The 23766-nt window shown below is 61.1% G+C and carries 25 protein-coding genes; 10 read left to right on the top strand and 15 right to left on the bottom strand.

Annotation, left to right across the window (positions count from 1 at the left end; genetic code table 11):
• Positions 1–84: 84 nt before the first annotated feature.
• From ACX3VQ_RS00750 to miaA, 9 genes are all read right to left on the bottom strand, one after another.
• Complete coding sequence (locus ACX3VQ_RS00750) at positions 85–1134, bottom strand: amidohydrolase family protein (RefSeq protein WP_462579059.1); 1050 nt, start codon at positions 1132–1134, stop codon at positions 85–87.
• Positions 1135–1265: 131 nt separating this feature from the next.
• A complete protein-coding gene (locus ACX3VQ_RS00745) occupies positions 1266–2144 on the bottom strand; it encodes an OmpA family protein (RefSeq protein ID WP_462579057.1) in 879 nt (292 codons plus the stop codon).
• 298 nt (positions 2145–2442) lie between these two features.
• Positions 2443–4122: a 2-isopropylmalate synthase gene (leuA, locus tag ACX3VQ_RS00740; RefSeq protein WP_462579056.1), complete on the bottom strand. Its 1680-nt coding sequence runs from the start codon at positions 4120–4122 to the stop codon at positions 2443–2445.
• A gap of 219 nt (positions 4123–4341) precedes the next feature.
• Positions 4342–4794 (bottom strand): I78 family peptidase inhibitor, encoded by a 453-nt coding sequence (locus ACX3VQ_RS00735; RefSeq protein WP_462579055.1) that lies wholly within the window; start codon positions 4792–4794, stop codon positions 4342–4344.
• A gap of 73 nt (positions 4795–4867) precedes the next feature.
• Positions 4868–6016, bottom strand: a complete 1149-nt coding sequence (locus ACX3VQ_RS00730; protein WP_462579054.1) for an alpha-hydroxy acid oxidase — start codon at positions 6014–6016, stop codon at positions 4868–4870.
• A 16-nt stretch (positions 6017–6032) separates the two neighbouring features.
• Entirely contained in the window at positions 6033–7052 is a 1020-nt protein-coding gene (gene ilvC / locus ACX3VQ_RS00725) for an NADP-dependent ketol-acid reductoisomerase (RefSeq protein ID WP_462579053.1), read from the bottom strand.
• Between the two features lie 13 nt (positions 7053–7065).
• A complete protein-coding gene (gene ilvN / locus ACX3VQ_RS00720) occupies positions 7066–7581 on the bottom strand; it encodes an acetolactate synthase small subunit (protein ID WP_462572085.1) in 516 nt (171 codons plus the stop codon).
• A gap of 11 nt (positions 7582–7592) precedes the next feature.
• Positions 7593–9338, bottom strand: a complete 1746-nt coding sequence (locus ACX3VQ_RS00715) for an acetolactate synthase 3 large subunit (RefSeq protein ID WP_462579052.1) — start codon at positions 9336–9338, stop codon at positions 7593–7595.
• Between the two features lie 142 nt (positions 9339–9480).
• Positions 9481–10428 carry a tRNA (adenosine(37)-N6)-dimethylallyltransferase MiaA gene (gene miaA, locus ACX3VQ_RS00710; RefSeq protein WP_462572087.1) on the bottom strand — a complete coding sequence of 316 codons (948 nt, stop codon included), beginning with the start codon at positions 10426–10428 and terminating at the stop codon, positions 9481–9483.
• On the opposite strand from miaA, the gene serB reads away from it, so the two are divergent.
• Positions 10421–11302, top strand: coding sequence for a phosphoserine phosphatase SerB (gene serB / locus ACX3VQ_RS00705; protein ID WP_462579050.1), 882 nt, complete (start codon positions 10421–10423; stop codon positions 11300–11302). The two genes, miaA and serB, sit on opposite strands and share 8 nt — an antisense overlap.
• A gap of 91 nt (positions 11303–11393) precedes the next feature.
• Complete coding sequence (locus tag ACX3VQ_RS00700) at positions 11394–12185, top strand: Coq4 family protein (protein ID WP_462579049.1); 792 nt, start codon at positions 11394–11396, stop codon at positions 12183–12185.
• Positions 12186–12193: 8 nt separating this feature from the next.
• Here ACX3VQ_RS00700 and ACX3VQ_RS00695 read toward each other — a convergent pair whose 3' ends face one another.
• The 5 genes from ACX3VQ_RS00695 to ACX3VQ_RS00675 all read right to left on the bottom strand — a co-directional run bounded on the left by ACX3VQ_RS00695 (position 12194) and on the right by ACX3VQ_RS00675 (position 16398).
• On the bottom strand, positions 12194–12601 hold the full coding sequence (locus ACX3VQ_RS00695; RefSeq protein WP_462579048.1) for a DUF3052 family protein: 408 nt from the start codon (positions 12599–12601) through the stop codon (positions 12194–12196).
• Between the two features lies 1 nt (position 12602).
• Entirely contained in the window at positions 12603–12929 is a 327-nt protein-coding gene (locus ACX3VQ_RS00690; protein WP_462579047.1) for a DUF6122 family protein, read from the bottom strand.
• Positions 12930–13044: 115 nt separating this feature from the next.
• The gene (gene purL / locus ACX3VQ_RS00685) at positions 13045–15303 is read right to left on the bottom strand and encodes a phosphoribosylformylglycinamidine synthase subunit PurL (RefSeq protein WP_462579046.1); all 2259 of its coding nucleotides are present in this window, start codon (positions 15301–15303) and stop codon (positions 13045–13047) included.
• A gap of 27 nt (positions 15304–15330) precedes the next feature.
• Positions 15331–15993 (bottom strand): hypothetical protein, encoded by a 663-nt coding sequence (locus ACX3VQ_RS00680; RefSeq protein WP_462579044.1) that lies wholly within the window; start codon positions 15991–15993, stop codon positions 15331–15333.
• Positions 15994–15996: 3 nt separating this feature from the next.
• Positions 15997–16398 carry a DUF2177 family protein gene (locus ACX3VQ_RS00675; RefSeq protein ID WP_462579042.1) on the bottom strand — a complete coding sequence of 134 codons (402 nt, stop codon included), beginning with the start codon at positions 16396–16398 and terminating at the stop codon, positions 15997–15999.
• A 52-nt stretch (positions 16399–16450) separates the two neighbouring features.
• Here ACX3VQ_RS00675 and ACX3VQ_RS00670 point away from each other — a divergent pair, with 52 nt between their 5' ends.
• From ACX3VQ_RS00670 to queA, 5 genes are all read left to right on the top strand, one after another.
• Positions 16451–16732, top strand: coding sequence for an exodeoxyribonuclease VII small subunit (locus tag ACX3VQ_RS00670; RefSeq protein WP_462572095.1), 282 nt, complete (start codon positions 16451–16453; stop codon positions 16730–16732).
• A 5-nt stretch (positions 16733–16737) separates the two neighbouring features.
• Positions 16738–17643: a polyprenyl synthetase family protein gene (locus ACX3VQ_RS00665; RefSeq protein ID WP_462579041.1), complete on the top strand. Its 906-nt coding sequence runs from the start codon at positions 16738–16740 to the stop codon at positions 17641–17643.
• The gene (coaD, locus tag ACX3VQ_RS00660; protein ID WP_462572097.1) at positions 17640–18131 is read left to right on the top strand and encodes a pantetheine-phosphate adenylyltransferase; all 492 of its coding nucleotides are present in this window, start codon (positions 17640–17642) and stop codon (positions 18129–18131) included. Before ACX3VQ_RS00665 ends, coaD begins: the two co-directional genes overlap by 4 nt.
• Positions 18132–18228: 97 nt before the next feature.
• Positions 18229–18897, top strand: coding sequence for a peptidylprolyl isomerase (locus tag ACX3VQ_RS00655; RefSeq protein WP_462579040.1), 669 nt, complete (start codon positions 18229–18231; stop codon positions 18895–18897).
• A 61-nt stretch (positions 18898–18958) separates the two neighbouring features.
• Positions 18959–20002: a tRNA preQ1(34) S-adenosylmethionine ribosyltransferase-isomerase QueA gene (queA, locus tag ACX3VQ_RS00650; RefSeq protein ID WP_462579039.1), complete on the top strand. Its 1044-nt coding sequence runs from the start codon at positions 18959–18961 to the stop codon at positions 20000–20002.
• On the opposite strand, the gene ACX3VQ_RS00645 is transcribed toward queA, so the two are convergent.
• Positions 19993–20571 (bottom strand): TetR/AcrR family transcriptional regulator, encoded by a 579-nt coding sequence (locus ACX3VQ_RS00645; RefSeq protein ID WP_462579038.1) that lies wholly within the window; start codon positions 20569–20571, stop codon positions 19993–19995. The genes queA and ACX3VQ_RS00645 overlap by 10 nt on opposite strands.
• 47 nt (positions 20572–20618) lie before the next feature.
• Here ACX3VQ_RS00645 and ACX3VQ_RS00640 point away from each other — a divergent pair, with 47 nt between their 5' ends.
• The 3 genes from ACX3VQ_RS00640 to ACX3VQ_RS00630 are packed head-to-tail and all read left to right on the top strand — an operon-like array spanning position 20619 to position 23754.
• Positions 20619–22043: an 8'-apo-carotenoid 13,14-cleaving dioxygenase gene (locus ACX3VQ_RS00640; RefSeq protein WP_462579037.1), complete on the top strand. Its 1425-nt coding sequence runs from the start codon at positions 20619–20621 to the stop codon at positions 22041–22043.
• A 5-nt stretch (positions 22044–22048) separates the two neighbouring features.
• Entirely contained in the window at positions 22049–22987 is a 939-nt protein-coding gene (locus ACX3VQ_RS00635; protein ID WP_462579036.1) for an ABC transporter ATP-binding protein, read from the top strand.
• The gene (locus ACX3VQ_RS00630) at positions 22987–23754 is read left to right on the top strand and encodes an ABC transporter permease (RefSeq protein ID WP_462579035.1); all 768 of its coding nucleotides are present in this window, start codon (positions 22987–22989) and stop codon (positions 23752–23754) included. Before ACX3VQ_RS00635 ends, ACX3VQ_RS00630 begins: the two co-directional genes overlap by 1 nt.
• Positions 23755–23766: the final 12 nt, after the last annotated feature.

Here is a 23766-nt window from a genome sequence, read left to right as displayed (position 1 = left end):
GTTTTGCGAGCGAAGTAAGCAGCGTTGCCGCCCCTGTCGAGTGTGCGAATTTGCTAGGCCGAAAAAACACCCGATGCCGTAGCGTCACCGCGCAGGCAGAATGTGCTCGATACCATAATAGCGCGCAGCATTGCCGGCATAGAGCGCGCGCTTCTCATCCGCACTGGCACCGCGAGTGATCCGTTTGAATGCGTTCCACAGCACCGCATAATCGGCGCCCCAATAGTCGACCGGGTAATTGCTTTCGAACATTGCGCGTTCGGGCCCGAAGGCCTCGATGCAGGTTTCGATGTAAGGTCTCCACAGGGCGCCCAGGTCTTCCGAGTTCATCCCCGCCGCCGGACCCTTTTCGGGCAGGCCGCAAAAAGCCATCGCGAGGCCGCCTAGCTTGACCACCACATTGTCGCATTTCGCCAGCTCGCGGATATTGTGCCGCCAGATATCGAAGCGCTCGTGCAGCCTGCCGTGATAGCTCGCAATGCCCAGCGGCGTGCCGCAATGGTCAAGGCAGATCGGTTGATCGGGAAAGGCATTGGCCAGGTCGATCACGTCTGGAAGCTGCGGTTCGAGCAGCCAGGCGTCAAAGGTGAGACCCTGCTTGCCCAGCTGCGCAAAGCCTTCGCGGAACTTTGCGTCCAGATAGAGCCCCTCAGGGGCATGGAAAGGCGCGCCCAGCACTTCTGGGTCATTATCCCATGCGGCCTGGTGGCGGATCCCGCGAAAGCGATCGGGTGCGGCCGCCCTGAGCGCCGCCAGCACATCGGCAGCCCGCTCGCCCAATCGTAGATCGGCATGGCCGATGATCGCTGCACAGGCGCGCAGATTGCCATACAGCCCGCATGCAGATTGGGCAGCGACGCCATTCACAAACTCGACTTCGCCCACGACCTTGAAAGCATCATCGGCGTCAGCACGGTAGAATGCGCCACATTCCATGAACACGGTGCCGATGACGTTGTGGCCGCTGGTGAGATGGGCATGCAGGCCGTCAAAAGTGTAATAGGCGTTGTCGAGCAGTGCAGCGATGAAGGGATGATGCGGCTCGGGAAAGGCCGCGACCAATGGCCGCAAGTCCCACAGATGGTGATGCGGATCGATGATCGGCAGATCGGGTTCGAGGATCTCTTCGGTCATAATCGGCTCTCCCTGCAGCAAGTGCCTGTGCATGCACCACATGCGGCACTGCCCTGACAAGGAAAACTTGCGCTGGGAGGCGGGTTGCGTAGCCGAAATTGCGGGGTGGGCCGAACCCACCCCGCAAAATACTATATGCCGTCAACGCTCTTGCTGACGAGAATATTCACAGAAACGCGGCGGTTCTGCGCCCGGCCTTCCGCAGTGTTATTGTCAGCCAGTGGATCGGCGGTCGCCATTCCTGTAGGCGACAGCATGCGCCACGGCTTCCAGCCGCAAGCCTGCTGCAAATAGTTCAGAACGCGGCCAGCGCGCTTCTCGCTAAGCGCCTGGTTGACCTCATAACTGCCGGTTGAATCGGTGTAGCCGACTACCAGTAGAAGGGCGTTTTCCATCGCTTCGGCTTCGCTCGCCGCAACGCAAAGGTCGTTCTGTGCGGCCGAGGACAGGTTCCATTTACCGGTATCGAAATACACATTGGTGGTACCCTTGATGTTGTATTTGTCGATATCACCCATCCGGCCCCGCAGCGCTTCGGTTGCCACTGCATTTTCCTCGATCGCAACATCGTGCTCGGCAAAACGCTGCGCGGTGCCGTTGCGGATCATGGCTGCGGTTTCGAGATCGTTATTCTTGAACTTGATCTCGCTTGCCACAAGGGATTGGCCCGATTGCCATGTCTGGACGGTAACCGGCAGGCCATTGAGCAAGGCATCAGCGCCAAGCTTCTTGCGATTGAGGCCCAGGAAACCGCCAGTTCCCTTCACTTCAGTTTCGTCATTGATGGTGACCTGTGCTCTGGTGCCGTCAGCAGTGGTGATTTGCAGCAAGTCGCCGCTGCGAGCGGAAATGATTCCTTCGATCTCGGGCCCTTGGGTGCCCACAACCGTTGTAAGGACCTCATTATCGGTCTGCCCCTGCTGGTCCTGCGCGGACAGGCTGCCGGATACCGGCAGTGCAAGTGCCGCAAACAGAAACAGAAGGCCAGGCTTCTGGAAAGTGACACTCATTAAGCTACTCCTTCAAAATGAATCTGCCGAACTCGACGCCTTGCGTCTTTTCGTCCGACCAACCCGAGCCGCGTGTTCCGTTGCCAGAACCACACTTACACTCTGATGCCGCTGCCCTACATCCAGGAAATTGAGACTCCCAGCATCGCCGCCGATTTTAGGGCTAATTTGGGCGCAAGATGCGGCGAACCGTTGCAAGACACGCCAATTTGGCATTTGAAGGTCGTGCAAACAGGGCCAGGACCGATTAATCGCGTGCACTGCGGCGGCTAAGCGATATCGGCTGATCCCGCGCCGGTCAGCCGCTGACGCTTCCGTTTGCTGCACTCAGCACCGCGCGCACGCTGGCCGTCGCGACGTCCTCATCGATCCCGCAACCCCAGATTGTGCGCCCTTCCGGCGTGCGGCATTCGAGATATGCAGCTGCACGCGCATCAGTTCCGGTGCCAAGGGCATGCTCTGTATAATCGCACACTTCCAGTTCAACGCCGAAGGCGTCGCGGATCGTGCTCATGACCGAAGAAATCAGGCCGTTGCCGCGTCCCGATACGCTCTGCTCATGGCCGTCGACCGCAATCTTGCCTGCGAATATCCGTGTACCATCGGCAGCACGGCTTTCCTCGTAATCCATCAGCTGGAAATGCTTTGGATGGGTCTGGACATGGTACGCCTTGCGGAATGCCTCCCAGATATCTGTCGCATTGAGTTCCCGGCCAAGTTCGTCAGCCACCTTCTGGACGTGCTTCGAGAAGTCGGCCTGCATCGCCTTGGGCAGTTTGATGCCCTGGTCCTGCTCAAGTACCCAGGCAAAACCGCCCTTACCCGACTGGGAATTGACGCGGATAACCGCCTCGTAATTGCGGCCCAGGTCGGCCGGATCTATCGGCAGATAGGGGACCCGCCATTGCTCGTCATTCTGCTGGGCGTTTGCCTCGAAGCCCTTCTTGATCGCATCCTGGTGCGAGCCTGAAAAGGCGGTAAACACCAATTCGCCGCCATAGGGATGGCGCTGATGCACGGGCAGTTCGTTGCAGAATTCGACCGTTTCGATGATCCGGTCGATGTCCGAAAAGTCGAGCCCCGGATTGACCCCTTGCGTGTACATGTTGAGGGCCACAGTGACGAGGCAGCAATTGCCCGTCCGCTCGCCATTGCCGAACAGGCAGCCCTCGACACGGTCGGCGCCGGCCATCAGGCCGAGTTCCGCTGCCGCAACGCCCGTGCCGCGATCATTGTGGGTGTGCAGGCTGATTACCGCGCTTTCGCGGTTCGGCAGGTTGCGGCAGAAATATTCGATCTGGTCGGCGTAGATATTGGGCGTTGCCGCCTCTACCGTTGCGGGCAGGTTGAGGATGATCGGGCGTTCGGGCGTGGGGGCCAGCACCTGCATCACGGCCTCGCAAACCTCGATGCTGAAATCGAGCTCGGCGGTGGAGAAAGTCTCGGGCGAATACTGGAAATGCCACTCGGTTCCGGGACGCCTTGCCGCCTCGTCGCGCATAACCATCGCGCCCTTGACCGCGATTTCGCGCACCTCGTCCTTCGACATGCGGAATACGATGTCGCGCCAGGCAGGGCTGACCGCATTGTAGAGGTGGACAATCGCCTGTTTCGCGCCGTCCAGGCTTTCGAAACTGGTGCGGATCAGGTCTTCACGGCTTTGCGTGAGCACCTGGACCGCCACGTCATCAGGGATCCTGCCGGATCGAACAAGGCCCTGGATAAAATCGAACTCGGTCGCGCCCGCACTTGGAAAGCCGACTTCGATTTCCTTGATGCCAATGCGTACCAGTTCATCGAAGAAGCGGTTCTTCTTCACTGCATCCATCGGGTCGACAATTGCCTGGTTGCCGTCGCGCAGATCGGTCGAAAGCCAGCGCGGCGGCGCGGTGATGGTGCGGCTTGGCCATTGCCGGTCAGTCAGGCTGATCGGAGGGAAGGGCCGATATTTTCGGCCTGGATCAGTGAGCATGGTCATGGGATGCAAAACTCGTAACGAAATGGAGGAAGCGGTGCGGCTGTGTTCCCTTGAGCGCTGGCCACGCGCCATTAAGGCACGCGATCTGTCACGCCCAAGGGCGTGTAAGTCGTAGCAGCAGCAGCGATCCGTTACGCGTCATGCGCGTTCATTTACCGACAATTGCGCCGAGTGCAAGGCGCACGACGAGAAATTATGCAAACCTGCTCCGCGGGCGGCTCAGCCGCAGCGCGCGTCGCGGATCACGCCAGTCAAGTCGACCATGATATTGAGCCGTGTTGAATCGGGGTTGGGCACAACCGTGGTGCCCGGTTCGACGAACCGCACACGCTTGTGCGGGGCGACTGCATTGAGGATGGCAGCGCGGGTCGTTTCATCGGTCGGCTGTCCATAGAAGCGTGCAACCTTGGGCGCACCACAACCGGCGGCTTCCGGATCTGTTGCAGTCCCCGCCACGAACTGACCGGGTGCCGCGCCCGGCAACGGCGTGTAGGTTGCTGCGGGAACCGGAGTGCCTGCCGGCGCGGGTGACGTGCCTTGCGCCGACGGCTGCCCTGATTGGCCGATACGGGCGGCAAAATCCTGCGCGCTTTCGTTCTCGTTTTCCGGGGAACTGCAGGCGCCAACCAGCGCGAGGCTCAGCGAAGTCAGGATCAGCGATGCTCGGTTCATGGTATAGCCTCGTTATGCAGGGTAGTTGGAGGCTCTCAACGACCGTTGCGTTGCGCTTTCATGACAGAACCATCTAGCGCCAGCGCAGCCGCTCTGAAGTGAGCTGTTCGACCGAAGTCACACCCATCAGCCGCATTCCGCGCTCAATCTCGTCCTTGAGAATGCCGATCGCGCGCTCGACACCGGGTTGCCCCGCAGCGGCAAGGGCATAAAGGTAGAGCCTGCCCCCACTTGCGGCCGTGGCACCGGCGCAAAGACTCTTGAGCACATGGGTGCCACGCCGCACGCCGCCGTCACAGATGATTTCGATCTCGTCGCCCACGGCGTCGACGATCTCGCGCAGCTGGTCGAAAGGCGCGCGGCTGCCGTCAAGCTGGCGCCCACCATGGTTCGATATCATGATCGCGTCGGCGCCGATCTGTACCGCGCGGCGCGCGTCATTCGCGCTCATGACGCCCTTGAGGCAGAATGTGCCGCCCCAGTCTTGCCGAATTTTCGCCGCCGTGCCCCAATCCATCGATGTGTCGAGCATGGTATTGAAATATTCGGCGATGCTGACCGCCTTGCCGGTGCCCTCGCGGACATGGCTGTCGAGATTGGGCAGGCGGAATTTCTCGCGGAACAGATAATCGAGCGTCCAGCGTGGGCGGGTGGCATAGCTCCACACCGCACCCGGGCTGAAGCGCGGCGGGGTGGTGAAGCCAGAGCGAAGGCAGCGTTCGCGCTTGCCCGAAACGATCGTGTCGACCGTCAGCGCCATGGCATCGAACCCTGCTGCCTGGCAGCGCTCGATCATCGAGGTGTTCAGCCCCGTGTCTTTGTGGACGTAGAGCTGGAACAGCTTGGGCGCGTTGGTGAGCGCTGCCACTTCCTCGATGGAGCGGGTTGCAAGGCTGGAAATGCCGAACCACAGGCCGAATTTCTCTGCGGCCCGCGCCACCGCCGTCTCACCCTGCCAGTGGAAGGCGCGTTGCACCGCGGTGGGGCTGAGCATCAATGGCAGCGCACTGGTGCGGCCCATGATCTGGCAGCTGGTATCGATTTCGGCCACCCCGGCGAGCACATCAGGCACAAGGTCGCACGTCTCGAAGGCGGCGGTATTGCGCGCCTTGGTCAGTTCGTCATCTGCCGCACCGTCGATATAGTCGAACACCGGCCAGGGCAGGCGCGCCCTGGCCAGCTTTCGGAAGTCATCGATATTATGGCAGTCGGAAAGACGCATGGTGCGCCTTTTCGGCTCAGTTCTTGTCCTTGTCGACCAGCTTGTTGGCACTGATCCATGGCATCATCGCGCGCAGTTCCGCCCCTGTCTTCTCGATCGGATGCGCCTCGGCAGCCTTGCGCGCGGCTTTCAGCTCGGGTTGGCCGGCACGATTGTCGAGCACGAAATTCTTGACGAACCGCCCGGACTGGATGTCTGCCAGAACGCGCTTCATTTCTGCCTTGGTTTCAGGCGTGATGATGCGCGGGCCGGTGGTGATATCGCCGTATTCTGCCGTGTTGCTGATCGAATAGCGCATGTTGGCGATCCCGCCTTCATAGAGCAGATCAACGATCAGCTTGGTTTCATGGAGGCATTCGAAATAGGCCATTTCCGGCGCATATCCGGCCTCGACCAGCGTTTCGAACCCGGCCTGAATGAGGTGGGTGATGCCGCCACACAGCACGGCCTGTTCGCCGAACAGGTCGGTTTCGCACTCTTCCTTGAAGTTCGTCTCGATCACGCCGCTGCGGCCACCGCCCACACCCGATGCATAGGCCAGCGCCACGTCATGCGCACTGCCGCTGGCATCCTGGTGTACCGCGATCAAGCAGGGCACGCCGCCGCCGCGCTGATATTCGCTGCGCACGGTGTGGCCGGGGCCCTTGGGCGCGATCATGATCACGTCGATATCCGCAGGGGCCTCGATCAGGCCGAAATGGATGTTGAGGCCATGCGCGAACGCAAGCGCAGAACCCGGGCGCATATTGCCCTTGAGGTCGTTCTCCCAGATCGCAGCCTGATGTTCGTCAGGCGCGAGCACCATCAGGATATCGGCCCATTTGGCCGCTTCCTTGTTGCTCAGAACCTTGAAGCCGGCGGCCTCGGCCTTCTTCGCGGTGGCGGAGCCTTCGCGCAGGGCGATGGCAACTTCCTTCACCCCGCTGTCGCGCAGGTTCTGCGCATGGGCATGGCCCTGGCTGCCATAACCGAGCACGGCGATTTTCTTGCCGGTGATCAGGCCCAGGTCGGCATCGGCGTCGTAGTAAACTTTCATCGTATTCCCTTTTCTAGGCGCCTTCCGCGCCGCGCATCATGCCCACCACACCGCTGCGTCCGACCTCGACGAGGCCAAGCGTGCGCATCAGCGCGATGAAACTGTCAATCTTGTCGGGCGCCCCGGTGAGCTCGAACACGAAGCTTTCCGTCGTCGTATCGACCACGCTCGCGCGGAATACGTCGGCTATCCGGAGCGCTTCGACCCGTGATTCACCCGTGCCCCTGACCTTTACCAGCGCCAGTTCGCGCTCCACATGCGGGCCGGCTTCGGTCAGGTCGGTAACCTTGTGCACCGGCACCAGCCGTTCGAGCTGGGCCTCGATCTGGTCGATCACCTGCGGCGGGCCATTGGTGACGATCGTAATCCGGCTCACTGCGTGGTTTTCAGTGATGTCGGCCACGGTCAGGCTGTCAATATTATAGCCGCGCGCTGTGAACAGGCCCGCAATCTTGGCGAGGATACCGCTTTCGTTGTCGACCGTAACATTGAGCACGTGCCGTTCGCTGGCTTCGGTTGCGATTTTCATGTCATGAACCCTTAAACCAAAGCCTTCGCTTCGTCGTCCATTTTGCCTTCGACATGATCGCCATAAAGCAGCATGTCGGTATGTGCGGCGCCACTGGGTATCATCGGGAAGCAATTGGCTTCCTTAGACACCCGGCAATCGACCATGACCGGGCCATCGGCGGCCAGCATGGCCTCGATACCCGCGTCGAGCTCGCTTTCGTCGCTGATGCGGATGCCGGTCCAGCCATAGCTTTCGGCGAGCTTGACGAAATCGGGCAGGCTGTCCGAGTAGGAGTTTGAATAGCGGCTTTCGTAGGTCAGCTCCTGCCACTGGCGGACCATGCCCATATATTCATTGTTGAGGATGAACACCTTGACCGGCAGGCGATACTGGCTGGCCGTCCCCAGTTCCTGAATGTTCATCTGGATCGAGGCCTCGCCGGCAATATCGATCACTAGGCTATCGGGATTGCCCAGCTGCGCGCCGATCGCTGCTGGCAGGCCATAGCCCATGGTGCCGAGGCCTCCCGAGGTGAGCCATTTGCCCGGATCATTGAAGCGGAAATACTGCGCCGCCCACATCTGGTGCTGACCTACTTCGGTCGAGATGATTGGGTTGCGGTCCCTGGTCAGCGCGAACAAGCGCTCTACCGCCTTTTGCGGCATGATCAGTTCTGACTTTTCAGGGTAAGCAAGGCATTCGCGCGCGCGCCATCCGGCGATGCGGGCCTTCCATTCGCCCAGATCCTGCGGCTTGCGTGAACCCCAGGCTGCGATCAGCTGCCCCAGTACCATGGCGCAATCGCCCAGGATTGGCAGATCGACCTGCACGGTCTTGTTGATCGAGCTGCGATCGATGTCGATGTGGATCTTCTTCGATCCTGGCGAAAAGGCATCAAGCCGTCCGGTCACCCGGTCATCGAAACGCGCGCCGACGCACAGCATCACGTCGCATTTGTTCATCGCCATATTGGCTTCGAATGTTCCGTGCATACCCAGCATGCCGAGCCAGTCGGGATGATCGGCCGGGAAGGCGCCGAGGCCCATCAGCGTGCTGGTGACCGGAGCGCCGGTGAGGTCCTGCAATTGCCGAAGCAGCTTGCTTGCTTCCGGGCCGGAATTGATCACACCGCCGCCTGTATAGAGTATCGGCCGCTCGGCACGGGCGAGCCATTCGACCGCTTCGGCGATTTCTTCCGCGCTGCCGACCATGCGCGGCTGATAGCGATGCGTGGCCGAACCGTTTGATTCGCGACTGAAGGAGGGGACCGCTATCTGCACGTCCTTGGGAATATCGACCACGACCGGGCCGGGGCGGCCGGTGGTGGCAATGCGGAAGGCTTCCTCGATTGTCGGCTTGAGGTCGGCAGGTTCCTTCACGAGATAATTGTGCTTGGTGCAGTGGCGGGTGATGCCCACCGTATCTGCTTCCTGGAACGCATCGGTGCCGATCAGAGCGGTCGGAACCTGGCCGGTGATCACCACCAACGGGATTGAATCGAGAAAAGCATCGGCGATACCGGTAACCGCGTTGGTTGCTCCGGGGCCGGATGTGACAAGGACTACACCGGGCTTGCCGGTCGAGCGGGCATAGCCCTCGGCAGCGTGAACTGCACCGGCTTCGTGCCGTACCAGGATATGGCGAAGGCGCTGGTCACCGAACAATTCGTCGTAAATCGGCAGGACCGCCCCACCGGGGTAACCGAAGACGAACTCTACGCCCTGTTCGACCAGGCTTTCGACCAGGATTGCTGCGCCGCTGCGCTCGCTCGACACGTGTATTTCCTTCCATTCGCGCGGGATGCGGCCCGCCTCTAGGGACTTTGCCTGCCCCATACAACAAATTCGGCCCGGTGCAGGGACTACGCACCGGGCCTCAAGCCGCCTCGCTATGCGTTCGAATCTAACGTGTCAACACTTAATCATGAAATAATGATGCGAAATACTGATCAATGTCGATATTTTCAGACGCGATGCGCGGCCAGCCGTGGGGTGGCTGGCGCCGGAACCAGGTATATTGCCGTTTGGCGTAATTACGCGTCGCCTGCTTACCTCTGGCGATCATTTCCTCTCGTGCAATTTCCCCGCGCAGGAAGGCGGCGATTTCCGGAACGCCGATGGCACGCATTACCGGCAATTCGGGCGAAAGCCCGCGTGCTAGCAGCGCCTCGACTTCCGCGATGGCTCCACGCTGCAGCATCAGCTCGAAGCGCTGGTCGCAGCGCTGGTAGAGCCACTCGCGGTCAGGCAGGAGGATGAGCGGATGAAGCGTGATGGCCTGCGCGATCCCGCCCGCCTTCTCGGCTTGCCAATCGGCCAGCGTCTTGCCGGTCGAGCGGACTACCTCTAGCGCTCGCGCAATCCGCTGCCTGTCGGCGGGATTCAACTGCGCCGCGCGTTCGGGATCTTCGCATTGCAATGCGGCGTGGGCTTCGGCCGCGGGGAGGGCGCGGACTGCCTCGCGTACTTCAGGATCGATAGCGGGGATGGGGGCAATCCCTTCGAGCAGTGTGCGCAGATAGAGCCCGGTTCCCCCGACAAGGATAGGTACGGCTCCTTCAACATGCAGCGCCGCAATCTCGCCCTTGGCGGCCGCCGCCCAGTCCGCCGCGGAACAGGGCTGGGCACCGTCCCACGCAGCGAACAGCCGGTGCTCGACGCCCCGCATTTCGCCAATGCCCGGACGCGCGCTCAACACTTCGAGATCGGCATAGACCTGGGCGCTATCGGCATTGATCACAACGCCGCGCTGCCCATGCTTTTCGAGTGCCAGGGCAAGCTCGACCGCGAGATCGCTCTTGCCGCTGGCGGTTGGCCCTGCAATGAGCGCGACCGGCCCTTTTTCTGGAGATTCACACTTGCCCATCGCCCGGCTGATAGCAGACCCGCAGCAGCTTGAAACGCGCCTAGATGCCGCCACTCGTGCGCTTGAGGATCGCGGGATGCGCGTGGCCATGGCGGGACTGCTCGATCCAGCAGGTGACGTGCTGCAACTGGCCCTGCCCGAGGCGGAGACAGGGCCATTGATGCAGGTGCTGGCAGAGCATTTCTCTCCCACCGACATGCTTGTGACACGTGACGACTTTACGCTGCCGCGCCTATTCGTGTCGGATATGGATTCGACCATGATCGGGCAGGAATGCATCGATGAGCTGGCCGATTTCGCCGGAATCAAGCATCAAGTGGCAGCAATCACCGAGCGTGCGATGCAAGGCGAACTGGATTTCGAAAGCGCGCTGCGCGAACGCGTGATGCTGCTGCGTGATCTGTCGGAAGGCGCGATCCTCGAATGCCTCAACACGCGAATCGAGCCAATGCCGGGCGCGCGCGTGCTGGTGCAGACCTTGCGTGCGAATGGCTGCCGTACGGTGCTGGTCACGGGCGGTTTTCATCAGTTTGCCGATCCTGTGGCCGAATGGCTGGGTTTCGATCGCGTCGTGGGCAATCGACTGGCAATTGAGGGCGGGGCGCTTACCGGGGGACTGGTCGGCCCGGTCACCGATAGCGCGGTCAAGCGCGCCACGCTCGAAAGCGAGCTTGCCGAGCTGGGAGAAGGGGCGGTATCGCTCGCTACCGGTGACGGGGCGAATGACGTGCCGATGCTGATCGCGGCGGAGTACGGTGTGGCGTATCATGCCAAGCAGGCAGCGAAGCTTGCCGCCAATGGCTGGATCGACCGCGGCGACCTCACTTCGGTGCTCAAGCTGCTGGGCATCCCCGAAAGCGACTGGGTGGCATGATGATTGGTGTCGGCATGCTACCTGGCTGTGCGATGTGTGGACAGGCAATTTACATTCTTGTAAGTTGCGATGCGCTATTGAGGAGCCCGCCATGGCCGTAATTGATCGCCCGCTTGTTGCCCCTGGACGCAAGACTTCCGGTTTTCGCCCGCTCAAGGTGTGGAAGCACTTCCGCAAGCTCGTGGCGGACAAGGAAGATACGGAGCAAGTGTTCCATATCATCGAGGCGCTCAAGGGCCGCAAGGGGCATCGCCAGGGATGGGATTTCATTCGCTCGCCCGCAGGCCAGCGCATGATGCGCGAAGAGGTCAACATTCCGGCCATGCTAGACGACCATGCGCGCTGGGCCGATTGCGGGCCGAACACGGTGGCGCAGCATTATATCCGCTTCATGAAGCGTGAGGGGCTTTCGGCCGCCGGGCTTGTGGCGGAAAGCCACAAATGGTCACCGCCGGAAAATCGCCACCAGGACCAGACCGAATGGTATTTCGAGCGCCTGCGTGACACCCATGACCTGTTCCATGTGCTCACCGGATATAATCGTGACGGGCTGGGCGAGGCCTGCCTGCTGGGCTTCAGCTATGAACAGAACCACAATCTGGGCATCCTGTTCATTGCCTATGCCGGGACGCGCAATCGCATGAAGGAGGTGCCGACCAAAGCGCCGCTGTTCGATGCGATTCGCGAGGGCAGGGCGCTCGGCAAGGCTGCGGCCAAGATCGCGCATGAGGATATCGAAGCGCTCATGCGCGAGGATATCGATGCGGCCCGCAAGCGGCTGAACATCGGCGAGCCGGTAATTTACCGTCAGTGCATTGCGCAACTGTTCGAAGAAGGCCTGGCTGACGCGGATATGATCATGCCGGAAGCCCTCGCGGCCTGAAAATCGATCTAACGATCGGTCTTCGGGATGACGAATTTCAGGCCGGACCATATTTCGTCAACGGCACATTTCTTGGTGTCGATGAAACCCGCTTCGATGCCGATGCGCTGTACTTCGGACTGGTCGAGCGCGGTTTCCCGGCCTGAACCTTTCTTGGGCCAGCTGACCCAAACATGACCTTTCCTGTCGATTTGTCGGCGCAAATGGCCAAGCTTTGCGGCCAGATCGCCCGCTTCGGTCACGAAAATATGTGCAGCATCAATACCCGCGGCAGGATCGGCCACAAAGCGCAAGTCCAGCGCGTATTCGTCAATTTCGTCGAGAATATTCTCGGGCATTTCGCTCCACCAGCAAACCAGCCCGTCACGCAGGGACAGCTTCTTGGCAAGTGGGGTTCCTGAATATCCGGCAGTCATGTCACCAAGCTTGCATCAGGCAGTCGCCATAGTCGATCAACAAATGCCAAAGAGCGCCGAGGCCGAGCGCGCGTAGCCACCACTTCGGTGCCCCCAGCATCAAGACATAGACGATCGCCGCTTCCCATCCGTGCAGCAGGTGGAAGCCGATGCTGCACCGGTCGGGGTCGAACATCGGGGTGGCCAGAAGATGATCGAGATCGATCAAATTGGCGGCAAGAATCACCAGCCCAGCGCGCTGCCAGTTATCACGCCACAACAGCCAGCCAAACGCGAACGGCACAAGGAGATGGCCGGAATAGTGGAGCAGGGGCTGGAGGAGGTCCAAGGGTTAGCTCGTCATCGCGAGCAGGCCCTTGGGCCGACGCGGCGATCCATCACCTGGGCGCCGCCATGGATTGCCGCGCCTTGCTGGCGCAAGGCTAGCAATGACGGGTGGGGCGTCAGCCCTCCATCCATTCGCGGAAGAAGCTTTCGTGCGCAGCGCGCAGGTCAGTGAGCGGCACGCCCAACAGGCCCTTGCCGCCAACTGTTCCCAATCGGCGAAAGCCGATTTGCGCGGTCTCCGCATTTTCCGTGCCCTTCGCGAGAGCAGCGTTGAGCGCTTCGGTATCTGGAACCGAGATCACATAGCGGCCCTGGTCCTCGCCAAACCACCATTGCGCCGGGGTGTATTCGGAATTGGCTTCCACCGCTGCGCCCAATCCGCTGGCGAGCGCCATTTCCGCCAGCGCCACCGCAAGCCCGCCATCGGAAATGTCGTGTACGGCGTTAACCAGGCCTTCCTCGATCAGCTGGCGAATAATCTTGCCTGCGCTGCGTTCGATCACGAGGTCGGTCGGCGGAGTACGGCCTTCATCGCGGCCATGCACGACATTGAGCCACATTGACTTGCCCAAATGCGAGCGCGTGGGATCAGGCTTGGCCCAGAATTCTGGCCCCACGAGATACAGCGTGTCGCCTTCATTCTTGAATCCCATTGTCATCATCTTCGAATAATCGTCGATCAGCCCAACCCCGCCGATCGCCGGGGTCGGAAGAATGGCCGAACCACCTCCCGTCGCCTTGCTTTCGTTATAGAGGCTGACGTTGCCGCTCACGATCGGGAAGTCGAGCGCGCGGCAGGCATCGCCCATGCCTTCGAGTGCATACACGAGCTGCGCCATGATCTCGGGCCGCTGCGGGTTGGCGAAGTTCAGGCAGTTGGTCACTGCCAGCGGCCGCGCGCCGACTGCGCAAAGGTTGCGGTAAGCCTCGGCAATCGCCTGCTTGCCGCCTTCGTAGGGGTCCGCATAGACATAGCGGGGGGTGCAATCGGTGGTGATCGCCAGCGCCTTCTTCGTGCCATGCACCCGCACCACGCCCGCATCGCCGCCGGTCTGGAGCGTGTCCGCGCCGACCTGGCTGTCATACTGTTCGTAGATCCAGCGCTTGCTGGCGAGGTTGGGGGTGGCCATCAGCTTGAGCAGGTCCGCGCCGATATCGCTGCTTTCCGGCACCTCGACCAGCGGTTTGACCTTCGCCCAAGCCTTGTATTCTTCCTTGGAGAGATAGGGCCGGTCATAGAGCGGCGCATCTGCGGCGAGCGGCCCCAAGGGGATGTCGCACACGACCTCGCCGTTCCATTCCAGCACCATGTGGCCCCCATCTTCGCGCACATCGGTTACTTCGCCGATCACTGCGAAATCGAGCTCCCACTTGCGGAAGATCGCTTCAGCCATGGCCTCCTTGCCTGGCTTCAGCACCATCAGCATCCGCTCCTGGCTTTCGCTCAGCATCATTTCGTAAGGCGTCATGCCCTCTTCGCGGCATGGCACCTTGTTCATGTCGAGCCGGATGCCGGCCTTGCCATTGGTTGCCATTTCAACGCTGGAGCTGGTCAGCCCTGCCGCGCCCATGTCCTGGATCGCGACGATTGCATCGGTCGCCATCAGTTCGAGGCAGGCCTCGATCAGCAACTTCTCGGTGAACGGATCGCCCACCTGCACCGTGGGCCGCTTGGCCTCGGCATCCTCGCCGAAGTCGGCGCTCGCCATGGTCGCGCCGTGGATCCCGTCGCGCCCGGTTTTGGAGCCGACATAGACGATCGGATTGCCGACGCCAGTGGCCGCCGAGTAGAAGATTCTGTCCGCATCCGCGACGCCCACGGTCATCGCATTGACCAGGATGTTGCCGTCATAGGCAGGATGGAAATTGGTTTCACCCGCCACCGTAGGCACGCCAACGCAATTGCCGTAGCCGCCGATCCCCGCGACCACACCCTTTACCAGATGCTGCATCTTGGGGTGGTCGGGCCGCCCGAAGCGCAGCGCATTGGCGTTGGCTACTGGCCGCGCGCCCATCGTGAACACATCGCGCAAAATGCCGCCGACGCCCGTCGCCGCACCCTGATAGGGCTCGATGTAGCTGGGGTGGTTGTGGCTCTCCATCTTGAAAATCGCCGCCTGCCCGTCCCCGATGTCGATCACGCCCGCGTTCTCGCCCGGGCCGCAGATCACCCAGGGGGCTTCCGTGGGCAGCTTTTTGAGATGGAGGCGGCTCGACTTGTAGGAGCAATGCTCGGACCACATCACGGAAAAGATGCCCAGTTCGACGAGGTTGGGCTCGCGCCCGAGCGCGTGAAGTACGCGCTCATATTCCTCGGGCGAAAGCCCGTGCTGTTCGACGATTTCGGGTGTAATCTGCGAGGTCGTGGTAGCCATGCCAGCGCCCTTAGCGCCCGCTTGCCGCTATCGCCAGTCCCGTGCGCGTTTGTGCCAGCGGTTTGTCCCCACCCAGCGCGCGACCAGGGCGGCCACGGCAAAGGCCAGCAGGGCCTGGACATAGAGGCCAGGGCCGACCGTTTCGGGATGCGGGGCAAACCAGTTGATCGCCTGGAACAGCAGCAGCATCGCCAGCAGCACCAGTGGCGGGCCGATCGGCCCGCGCGTGCTCCTGACATACCAGTAAAATGCGCCCAGCGTGATTCCGAGTTCAAGCGGGATCGCGATCGCTGGATAATCCCACAGGCCCAGGCCATAGGCGGTTTTGCCGCCCGCAAGTGTCAGGTCTGGCTGGTGCACAAGCCAATCGAGAGCCCAATGCGATAGCACCACCATCCCCGCGAGGATTCCGGCGACGATCTCGCGCAGCAAGGCAAATATCAGCAATCCGAATATGACCGCCCATACTCCGGCCCCCAGCAAACTGTGCGTATAGGGCATGTGATAGAGATCGTAGGGCACCATCACCGTGGCGGCGGAATCGATCCGCATGTGCTCAATTCCGACCATCGCGAAGGCGAAGAAACCCCAGTCGACAAGCTGGGCTCCGATAAACAATGTACCGAGCCCCGGCGCGCGCCTGCTGATGGCTGCAGCCGCCAGGGCGGGAGCGAAGTGTCCGATGAACATGCCTCAGCTTGCCAGTCTAAGCGTTGCCCAGGTGGCAATGGCGCTGGCCGTGGCAGTGGCAAAGGCGCCCCAGACGATGTCGAGCACGCTGACATGCGTTGCCCAGACCTTGAACACTGCCTGGCTGGTGAGGTCGAAAGTGGCATAGCACAGCGCGCCCAGCAGCGCCCCGTTGAGCATTGCGGTGGTGACCTGCCCGCTGGCAACCCCCGGCTTGATCGCGAACCACACCATGCCGGCAATGTAGATCAGGTAGAACGCGATTGCCGCGCCCCAGCGTACCTGCTCGGCCATGATCTCGCCGATCACCGGACGGTAAAGGTTGGGGGCGGCCCATCGCAGCCAGAACGCGTCAAGCACTCCGAACGAAATGGCAGCGGCAAGATAGGCGATTATCCACTTCATCGACGACTCCCCATATTTACTGACAACTTGACCGCCCGCGTCGTGACGGTCAATGCTCGCGGCGTATAAGAAAGGGGCCAAAGCCATCTCTGACGCGACCGACATTTCCTCGTTGACCTTCGAACAGGCGCTGACCGCGCTGGAAGAGATCGTGCAGCAACTGGAAAGCGGTAATGTGCCGCTTGATCAATCGATTGCTCTCTACGAACGGGGCGAAATGCTGCGCAAACACTGTCAGGCCCGGCTTGACGACGCCCAGGCGAGGATCGAGCGGATCGTTACCGACCAGTCGGGCAATGCGAGCGCTGCGGTGCCGTTCGATTCCGACGGATGATCGGTATGGTCGAAGAAAGCGATTACCGCGTGCTCCAGGCTGAACTCGCGCAAGTGCAGCGCGAAGTGGATGGCATGTTCGATGCGCTATTGCCTTCACCGCAAGACAGCCGCGCACCCTTGGTTGACGCGATGCGTTATGCGGCAATCGGCGGCGGCAAGCGGCTGCGCCCCCTGCTTCTCATGAATACTGCAGAGCTTTATGGCGTAGATCGTGATTGCGCGCTGCGGGCTGCCTGCGCGGTCGAGGCGATCCATGTCTATTCACTGATCCATGATGACCTACCATGCATGGACGACGACGATTTGCGCCGCGGCAAGCCGACTGTCCATGTGCAGTTTGGTGAAGCGACCGCAGTACTCGCAGGTGATTCGCTGCACGCCCTGGCATTCGAGATTCTGGCTGACCCGGACACCAGTGCTGATCCCTTTGTCCGGGTCGAACTGCTCGCTACGCTTGGCAAGGCAAGCGGAATGGACGGTATGGCGGGCGGCCAGATGATGGACATGATGGCAGACGCCGAGGAATACGATCTACACGCGATTACACGCTTGCAACAGCTGAAAACCGGCGCGCTTCTGGCCGCATCGGTCGAAATGGGCGCGATCATGGGGCATGTGCCTCCTGCGGGCCGAGTGCATTTGCGCAATTATGCGCGCGACATTGGCCTGGCGTTCCAGATCGCGGACGACTTGCTCGATTATGAAGGTGACGAAACCAAGGCGGGCAAGGCACTGCGAAAGGATGAAGTGCAAGGCAAGCAAACCTTTGTCACACTGATGGGCGCCAGGAAGGCACGGGAACAGGCGCGTGCGCTGGTTGACCAGGCTATCGGGCATCTTGCCGGCCACGGCGGAGATGCGAAAATGCTGAAGGCAATTGCCCGCTATATCGTGGAGAGAGACAGGTGAGACATCGCATCGGGATCTACCCGGGAACTTTCGATCCCATAACGCTGGGCCATATGGATATCATAGAGCGGTGCGCCAAACTGGTCGATGAATTGATTATCGGCGTCACCACCAATGTTGCGAAGTCGCCAATGTTTTCCGATGACGAGCGTATCGCCATGGTCGAGCGCGAAGTTGCGGGGATCGCCAACGGTAATATCCGGGTGGTGGGTTTCAGTACCTTGCTGGTGGATTTTGCGGACAAGATGGGGGCCAGCATGGTCATCCGCGGTATCCGCGGCGTGACCGATTTCGAATATGAGTACCAGTTGACCGGGATGAACCGTCAGCTCAACCACGAGGTTGAGACCGTGTTCCTGATGGCGGATGTTGCGTTGCAGCCCATAGCCAGCAGGCTGGTGAAGGAGATCGCGCTGTATGGTGGCGATATCTCCAAGTTTGTCACGCCCAGTGTTCGCGCGGACGTGATGTCACGGGTTGCCAGATAGCTGTGCACCCGCTGGCGATCATTCATTGCGGTGACAGGGATGTGCGGCTAGACCGCAGCCCTGATTTTGAGGAATGCAGGCCTTCGTGACGTCACCCATGTTGAAGAAAATACTCGCTGCTGTCGCTTCGTTCAGCTTGCTCGCCGCTCCCGCTGCGCTTGGTGCGCAAGACGGAACGGGTGAAGCTCCGCGTAACTATGGCTCGATTAGCTATGACCTGGCAGAAGATCCGGAGAATATCTGGTTGCTTGACCTGTCCAATGGAGAGCGTGTGGCGATCAGGTTGATGCCGAGTTGGGCGCCCAACCACATCGAGCGGATCAAGACATTGACCCGTCAGGGCTTTTATGACGGGGTGATTTTTCACCGCGTGATCGACGGGTTCATGGCGCAAGGCGGTGATCCCACCGGGACCGGACAAGGTGGATCAGAGCTGCCGGACCTTGAGGCGGAATTCAATCCGATGCCGCATATCCGTGGCACGGTGTCGATGGCGCGCGCGAATGATGACAATAGCGCCAACAGCCAGTTTTTCATCGTCTTTTACCCGCGCTTCAGCCTCGATAAACGGTACACGAATTTTGGCCGGGTGATCGGCAACATGGCGGGTGTTGACGCGATTGTGCGCGGCGAACCTCCGGCCAATCCCACCCGCATCGTGCAGGCCTCAATTGCCGCAGATGGCAAGGCGCCGCCGGCGCCCGTGCAGCCGAAAGTGCAGGACAGCGAGATCACCGCCGATATGTTGAGCGCGCCGCTGAACTGATTGCCACAGTGAAAGGGTAGCCGGGCTTTGCATTTGCAGGCTGCGCCCCTAAGCCCCGCCGATGCGCGTTGACCTGTTTGACTTCGACCTTCCGCAAGAGTTGATTGCGCTTCGCCCGGTGCGTCCGCGCGATGCGGCGCGCATGCTGGTGGTGCGGGCCGACGGGCCGTTCGAGGATCGCGGCGTGCGGGACTTGCCGGCCCTGCTCAATCCGGGTGACGTGCTGGTTTTCAATGACACGCGAGTCATTCCGGCGCAGCTTGAAGGACGGCGTGCAGGCGGCGATGCCAGGATTGGTGCGACGCTGCACAAGCGAGCGGATTTGCGGCGCTGGATCGCCTTCATACGCAATGCGAAACGCCTCAAGCCGGGCGACCAGATCATTTTTGGGGGCGGTGTAACTGCGATTGCCGAAGCGCGGCATCAGGATGGCAGTTTCACGCTGCACTTCGAAGGAGACGAGCCAGTCGAAGTGCTGCTCGATCGTGCGGGCACCATGCCTTTGCCCCCCTATATCGCGGGCAAGCGCGGTGTCGATGCGCAGGATCGTGCAGATTATCAGACCATGTTTGCGCAGGAGGATGGAGCAGTCGCCGCGCCAACCGCCTCGCTCCATTTTACGCCGCGTCTGGTCGAAGCGCTGAATTTGGCGGGTATCGGGCACGAAATGCTTACTCTGCACGTCGGCGCCGGCACCTTCCTTCCGGTCAAGGCAGACGATACTGATGATCATCAGATGCATGCCGAGTGGGGCAGGATCACTCCCGAAGTTGCCGAACGGCTGAATAGCGCGCGGGCAGCGGGCGGGCGGATCATTCCGGTTGGGACGACTTCGCTTCGCCTGCTTGAGAGTGCGGCGCTGGACGATGGCACTATCGCACCTTTCATGGGGGACACCTCGATCTTCATCACCCCCGGCTATCACTTCAAGGCAGTTGACGGGCTGATGACCAACTTCCATCTGCCGCGATCAACGCTGTTCATGCTGGTCAGCGCGTTGATGGGGCGCGAGCGGATGATCGATGCATATTCCCACGCGATTGCCGAGCGGTATCGGTTCTATTCCTACGGCGATTCGTGCATGCTTCTGCCCGGTCAGGGTTGACGCACGAACAGCACTTGGGCGTCGAGCAGTTGATCGACCAGGTCATCGTCGGCCGGAAAGCGTCCGTCCAGCATCAGCATGGCAATGCCGTGGGCAATCGCCCAGGCACGCATCGCGATCCGCTCCGCCTCCTCCGGTTCGCTGGCCAGATCCCGGCTCATTCGTGCCAACAGGTCGCGCGCGCGGTCTTCGGTGCGATTGGCGAAATCCTCCGGATTGCCTTGCGAGAACATCAACCGGAATAGCGCGGGATGCGCGAGTGCAAAGCGCACATAGGTCCGCCCGGAGGCGCTGAAGCCGGCTGCTCCGCCCCCGGCGTTGGCGGCCGCCCGCGCCTGCGCATCGCCCAGGCGGTTGAGCCCTTCAGTGGCCAGCGCGGCGAGCAGGGCGCGCTTGTCGGGGAAGTGGCGATAGACTGCGGTGGGTGAAACGCCGACCGAACGGGCCAGTGCGCGGAGCGATATCTCCACTCCATCCGCTCCCTCCAGCGCGGCCAGCCCCGCTTCGACCAGGGCGTCACGCAAGGCACCGTGATGATAGGCTTCGGCGGATGTTGACACTGTTAGCATTACCTCTATGTTGACAGTGTTTACTTTATAAGGGAGGCGAGTCGGCAATGGCAAGCGTGATCGAAAGAACCATTCGCAAGGCGGTGACCCCGGCCATCATGGCGGTGGCGGGAATGAACCGCACCCGGCTTGATGGTGCCGACCGTAATCCGTTCGTCAACGGCATCCACGAGCCACTCCATGACGAGCATACCGTGGAAAACCTCGCCGTCACCGGCGCGATTCCGGTTGAGCTGGATGGCCGCTATGTCCGGATCGGGCCAAACCCGTTCCGCGATCCCGGCAAGGGGCACCACTGGTTCCTGGGCGATGGTATGGTCCACGGTGTGCGGCTGCGCGCTGGGAAGGCTGAATGGTATCGCAATCGCTACATCCGTTCGAACGAGCTGGCGGGCAAGGGCGGTCCGGCAGCCGTGCCCGGGCCGCGCCGTGGTCAGCGGGACAACGTCAATACCAATGTGTTGGGTGTGGGCGGCACGATCATGGCTCTGGTCGAGGCCGGGTCTTATCCGGTCGAACTTGACGACAATCTGGAATCGGTCGCCTATTCCGACTTCGGTGGCGGCCTGACTGGCAGCTTCACAGCCCACCCGCACCAGTGCCCCGACACCGGCGAATTCCATGCGATTTGCTATGACGGAATGATCCATGACACAATCCGCCACGTGGTGATCGACCAGGCGGGCAATGTTTTGCGCGAGACCCCGATCACTGTCGTGAACGGCCCGTCGATCCATGACTGCGCGCTGACCGCAAACTATGCCGTGGTGCTGGACCTGCCGGTAACCTTCTCGATGAAGGCGATGATCAACGGATACCAGTTTCCATACCGGTGGAATGCGGACCACAAGGCACGTGTCGGCCTGGTTCCGCGCCAGGGCGGCGAGCCGATCTGGTGCGAAGTCGATCCGTGCTACGTTTTCCATGTCGGCAACAGCTTCGAGGATGACGCAGGCCGCGTGGTGATTGACCTGTGCCCATACGAGACGATCTTTGACGGTGATATGCCGGGGCCTTACGGGCGCCCGCTCGGGCTGGAGCGGTGGACGGTCGATCCGGCGGCGGGAAGGGTGACGCGCGAAACGCTCGATCCGACCGGCCAGGAATTCCCGCGCCCCGACGAGCGCTATTTCACCAAGGGCTATCGCTATCTCTGGTCGATGGGCCTTCCGGAAGACGGCGACCTCGAATTCGTTGCGCCGATGCCGCTCTACCGCCACGACCACGCAACGGGCGAGCGGATTGCACACGATTTCGGCGAGGGCCGCATTCCGGGCGAATTCGTCTTCGTCCCGCGCGATGAGAATGCCCCCGAAGGCGATGGGTGGGTTATGGGCTACGTGATCGACCGCAATGCCCGCACCAGCGCCCTGGAAATCCTTGACGCCATAACGCTGGAACCGGTTGCCTCGGTCGCAATCCCCCATCTCATTCCGCCGGGGTTCCACGGCAACTGGATTGCCGCTAGCTGAGGTGTATGGATGCGATTCTCGAACTCAAAGGCCTGAGCAAGACTTACCCCGGTGGCCTTAAGGCACTCGACTCGGTCGACCTTGAAATTCGCAGCGGCGAGATATTCGCGCTGCTGGGGCCCAATGGAGCGGGCAAGACAACCCTGATCGGTGCGGTGTGCGGTCTGGTGCGGCCCAGCGCCGGCCGCATCGAGGCATTCGGGCAGGATATGGCGAACCACTGGCGCGCCGCACGGCGCCGCATCGGGCTGGTGCCACAAGAGCTTTCCACCGACATGTTCGAACCGGTGATCCGCGCGGTGTCCTATTCGCGCGGCCTGTTCGGCTGTCCACCCGATGCCGGGCGAATCGAGGAAATCCTGCGATCCTTGAGCCTGTGGGAAAAGCGCAACGAACGCATCATGACGTTATCGGGCGGAATGAAGCGCCGTGTACTGATCGCCAAGGCGCTGGCCCATGAACCCGACCTGCTGTTCCTCGACGAGCCTACAGCCGGCGTCGATGTTGAACTGCGCAAGAGCATGTGGCGGTTGATCGCGGAGATGCGTCAGCGCGGCGTGACCGTGATCCTTACCACGCACTATATTGAAGAAGCCGAAGAGATGGCTGACCGAGTGGGCATCATCAACCATGGGCGCTTGCTGATGGTGGATGAAAAGGATGCGATGATGAAGCGGCTTGGGCGAACAGAAGCGCATATCACGCTGGCTGCGCCGCTTGCAGCATTGCCCGCTGCGATTGCACGCTTTCCGGTCGAACTTGAGGACGAGGGTGCGGCCCTTCGCTATCGGGGTGGTGACGGCACTGGCAGGGGCAAGGCAGAAGTGGCTGAACTGGTCAAGGCGCTGAGCGCTGAAGGGATCGATTTTACGGGCATCGACCAGCGTGAAAGCAGCCTCGAGGACATATTCGTCTCACTTGTCAATGAAGTGGAGGCCGCCTGATGCCGTTCAATTTCCGCGGTGCCTGGTCGATTTTCACCCGCGAACTGCTGCGCTTTCTGCGGACGGGATTCCAGTCAGTACTGGCGCCCGTGCTCACCACCTCGCTCTATTTCATCGTCTTTGGCGCCGCGATCGGCAACCGCATGCCTGATCTGGGCGGGGTTGAATATGGCGCCTTCATTATCCCCGGCCTGCTGATGCTTACGCTTCTTGGTGAAACCACCTCCAACGCCAGCTTCGGCATTTATATGCCGCGCTTTACCGGCACGATCTATGAACTGCTCTCCGCGCCTGTCGGCGTGGCTGAGACGCTCATCGGATTTGTCGGGGCCGCGGCGGTGAAAAGCCTGATCCTGGCCAGCATCATCCTCGCAACCGCGCACCTGTTCGTCGATTATTCGATCGCGCATCCATTTCTGGCGGTCATTTACGTCGTGCTGGTGGCCGCTGCGTTCAGCCTCTTCGGTTTCATCCTGGGCATCTGGGCGGATAATTTCGAAAAGCTCGGCATCATTCCGATGCTTTTCCTCACCCCGCTCACCTTTCTTGGCGGCACCTTTTATTCGATCGATATGCTGCCCAAACCATGGGACACGATCGCGCTGTTCAATCCCATCGTCTATCTCGTCAGCGGGTTGCGCTGGACGTTTTATGGCAGCGCCGATGTCGATTTCGGCGTGTCGCTTGCCATAACGCTCGGCTTTCTGGCCTTCTGCACCGCGATCATCGCGTTTATCTTCAAGACGGGCTGGCGCCTGAGAGCGTGAGACGCTAGGCGC

It is taken from the genome of Altererythrobacter chaiwopuensis (assembly GCF_054957735.1).
Note: the sequence above shows the minus strand (reverse complement) of the source record. Positions and strands in the feature narration are given on the sequence as shown.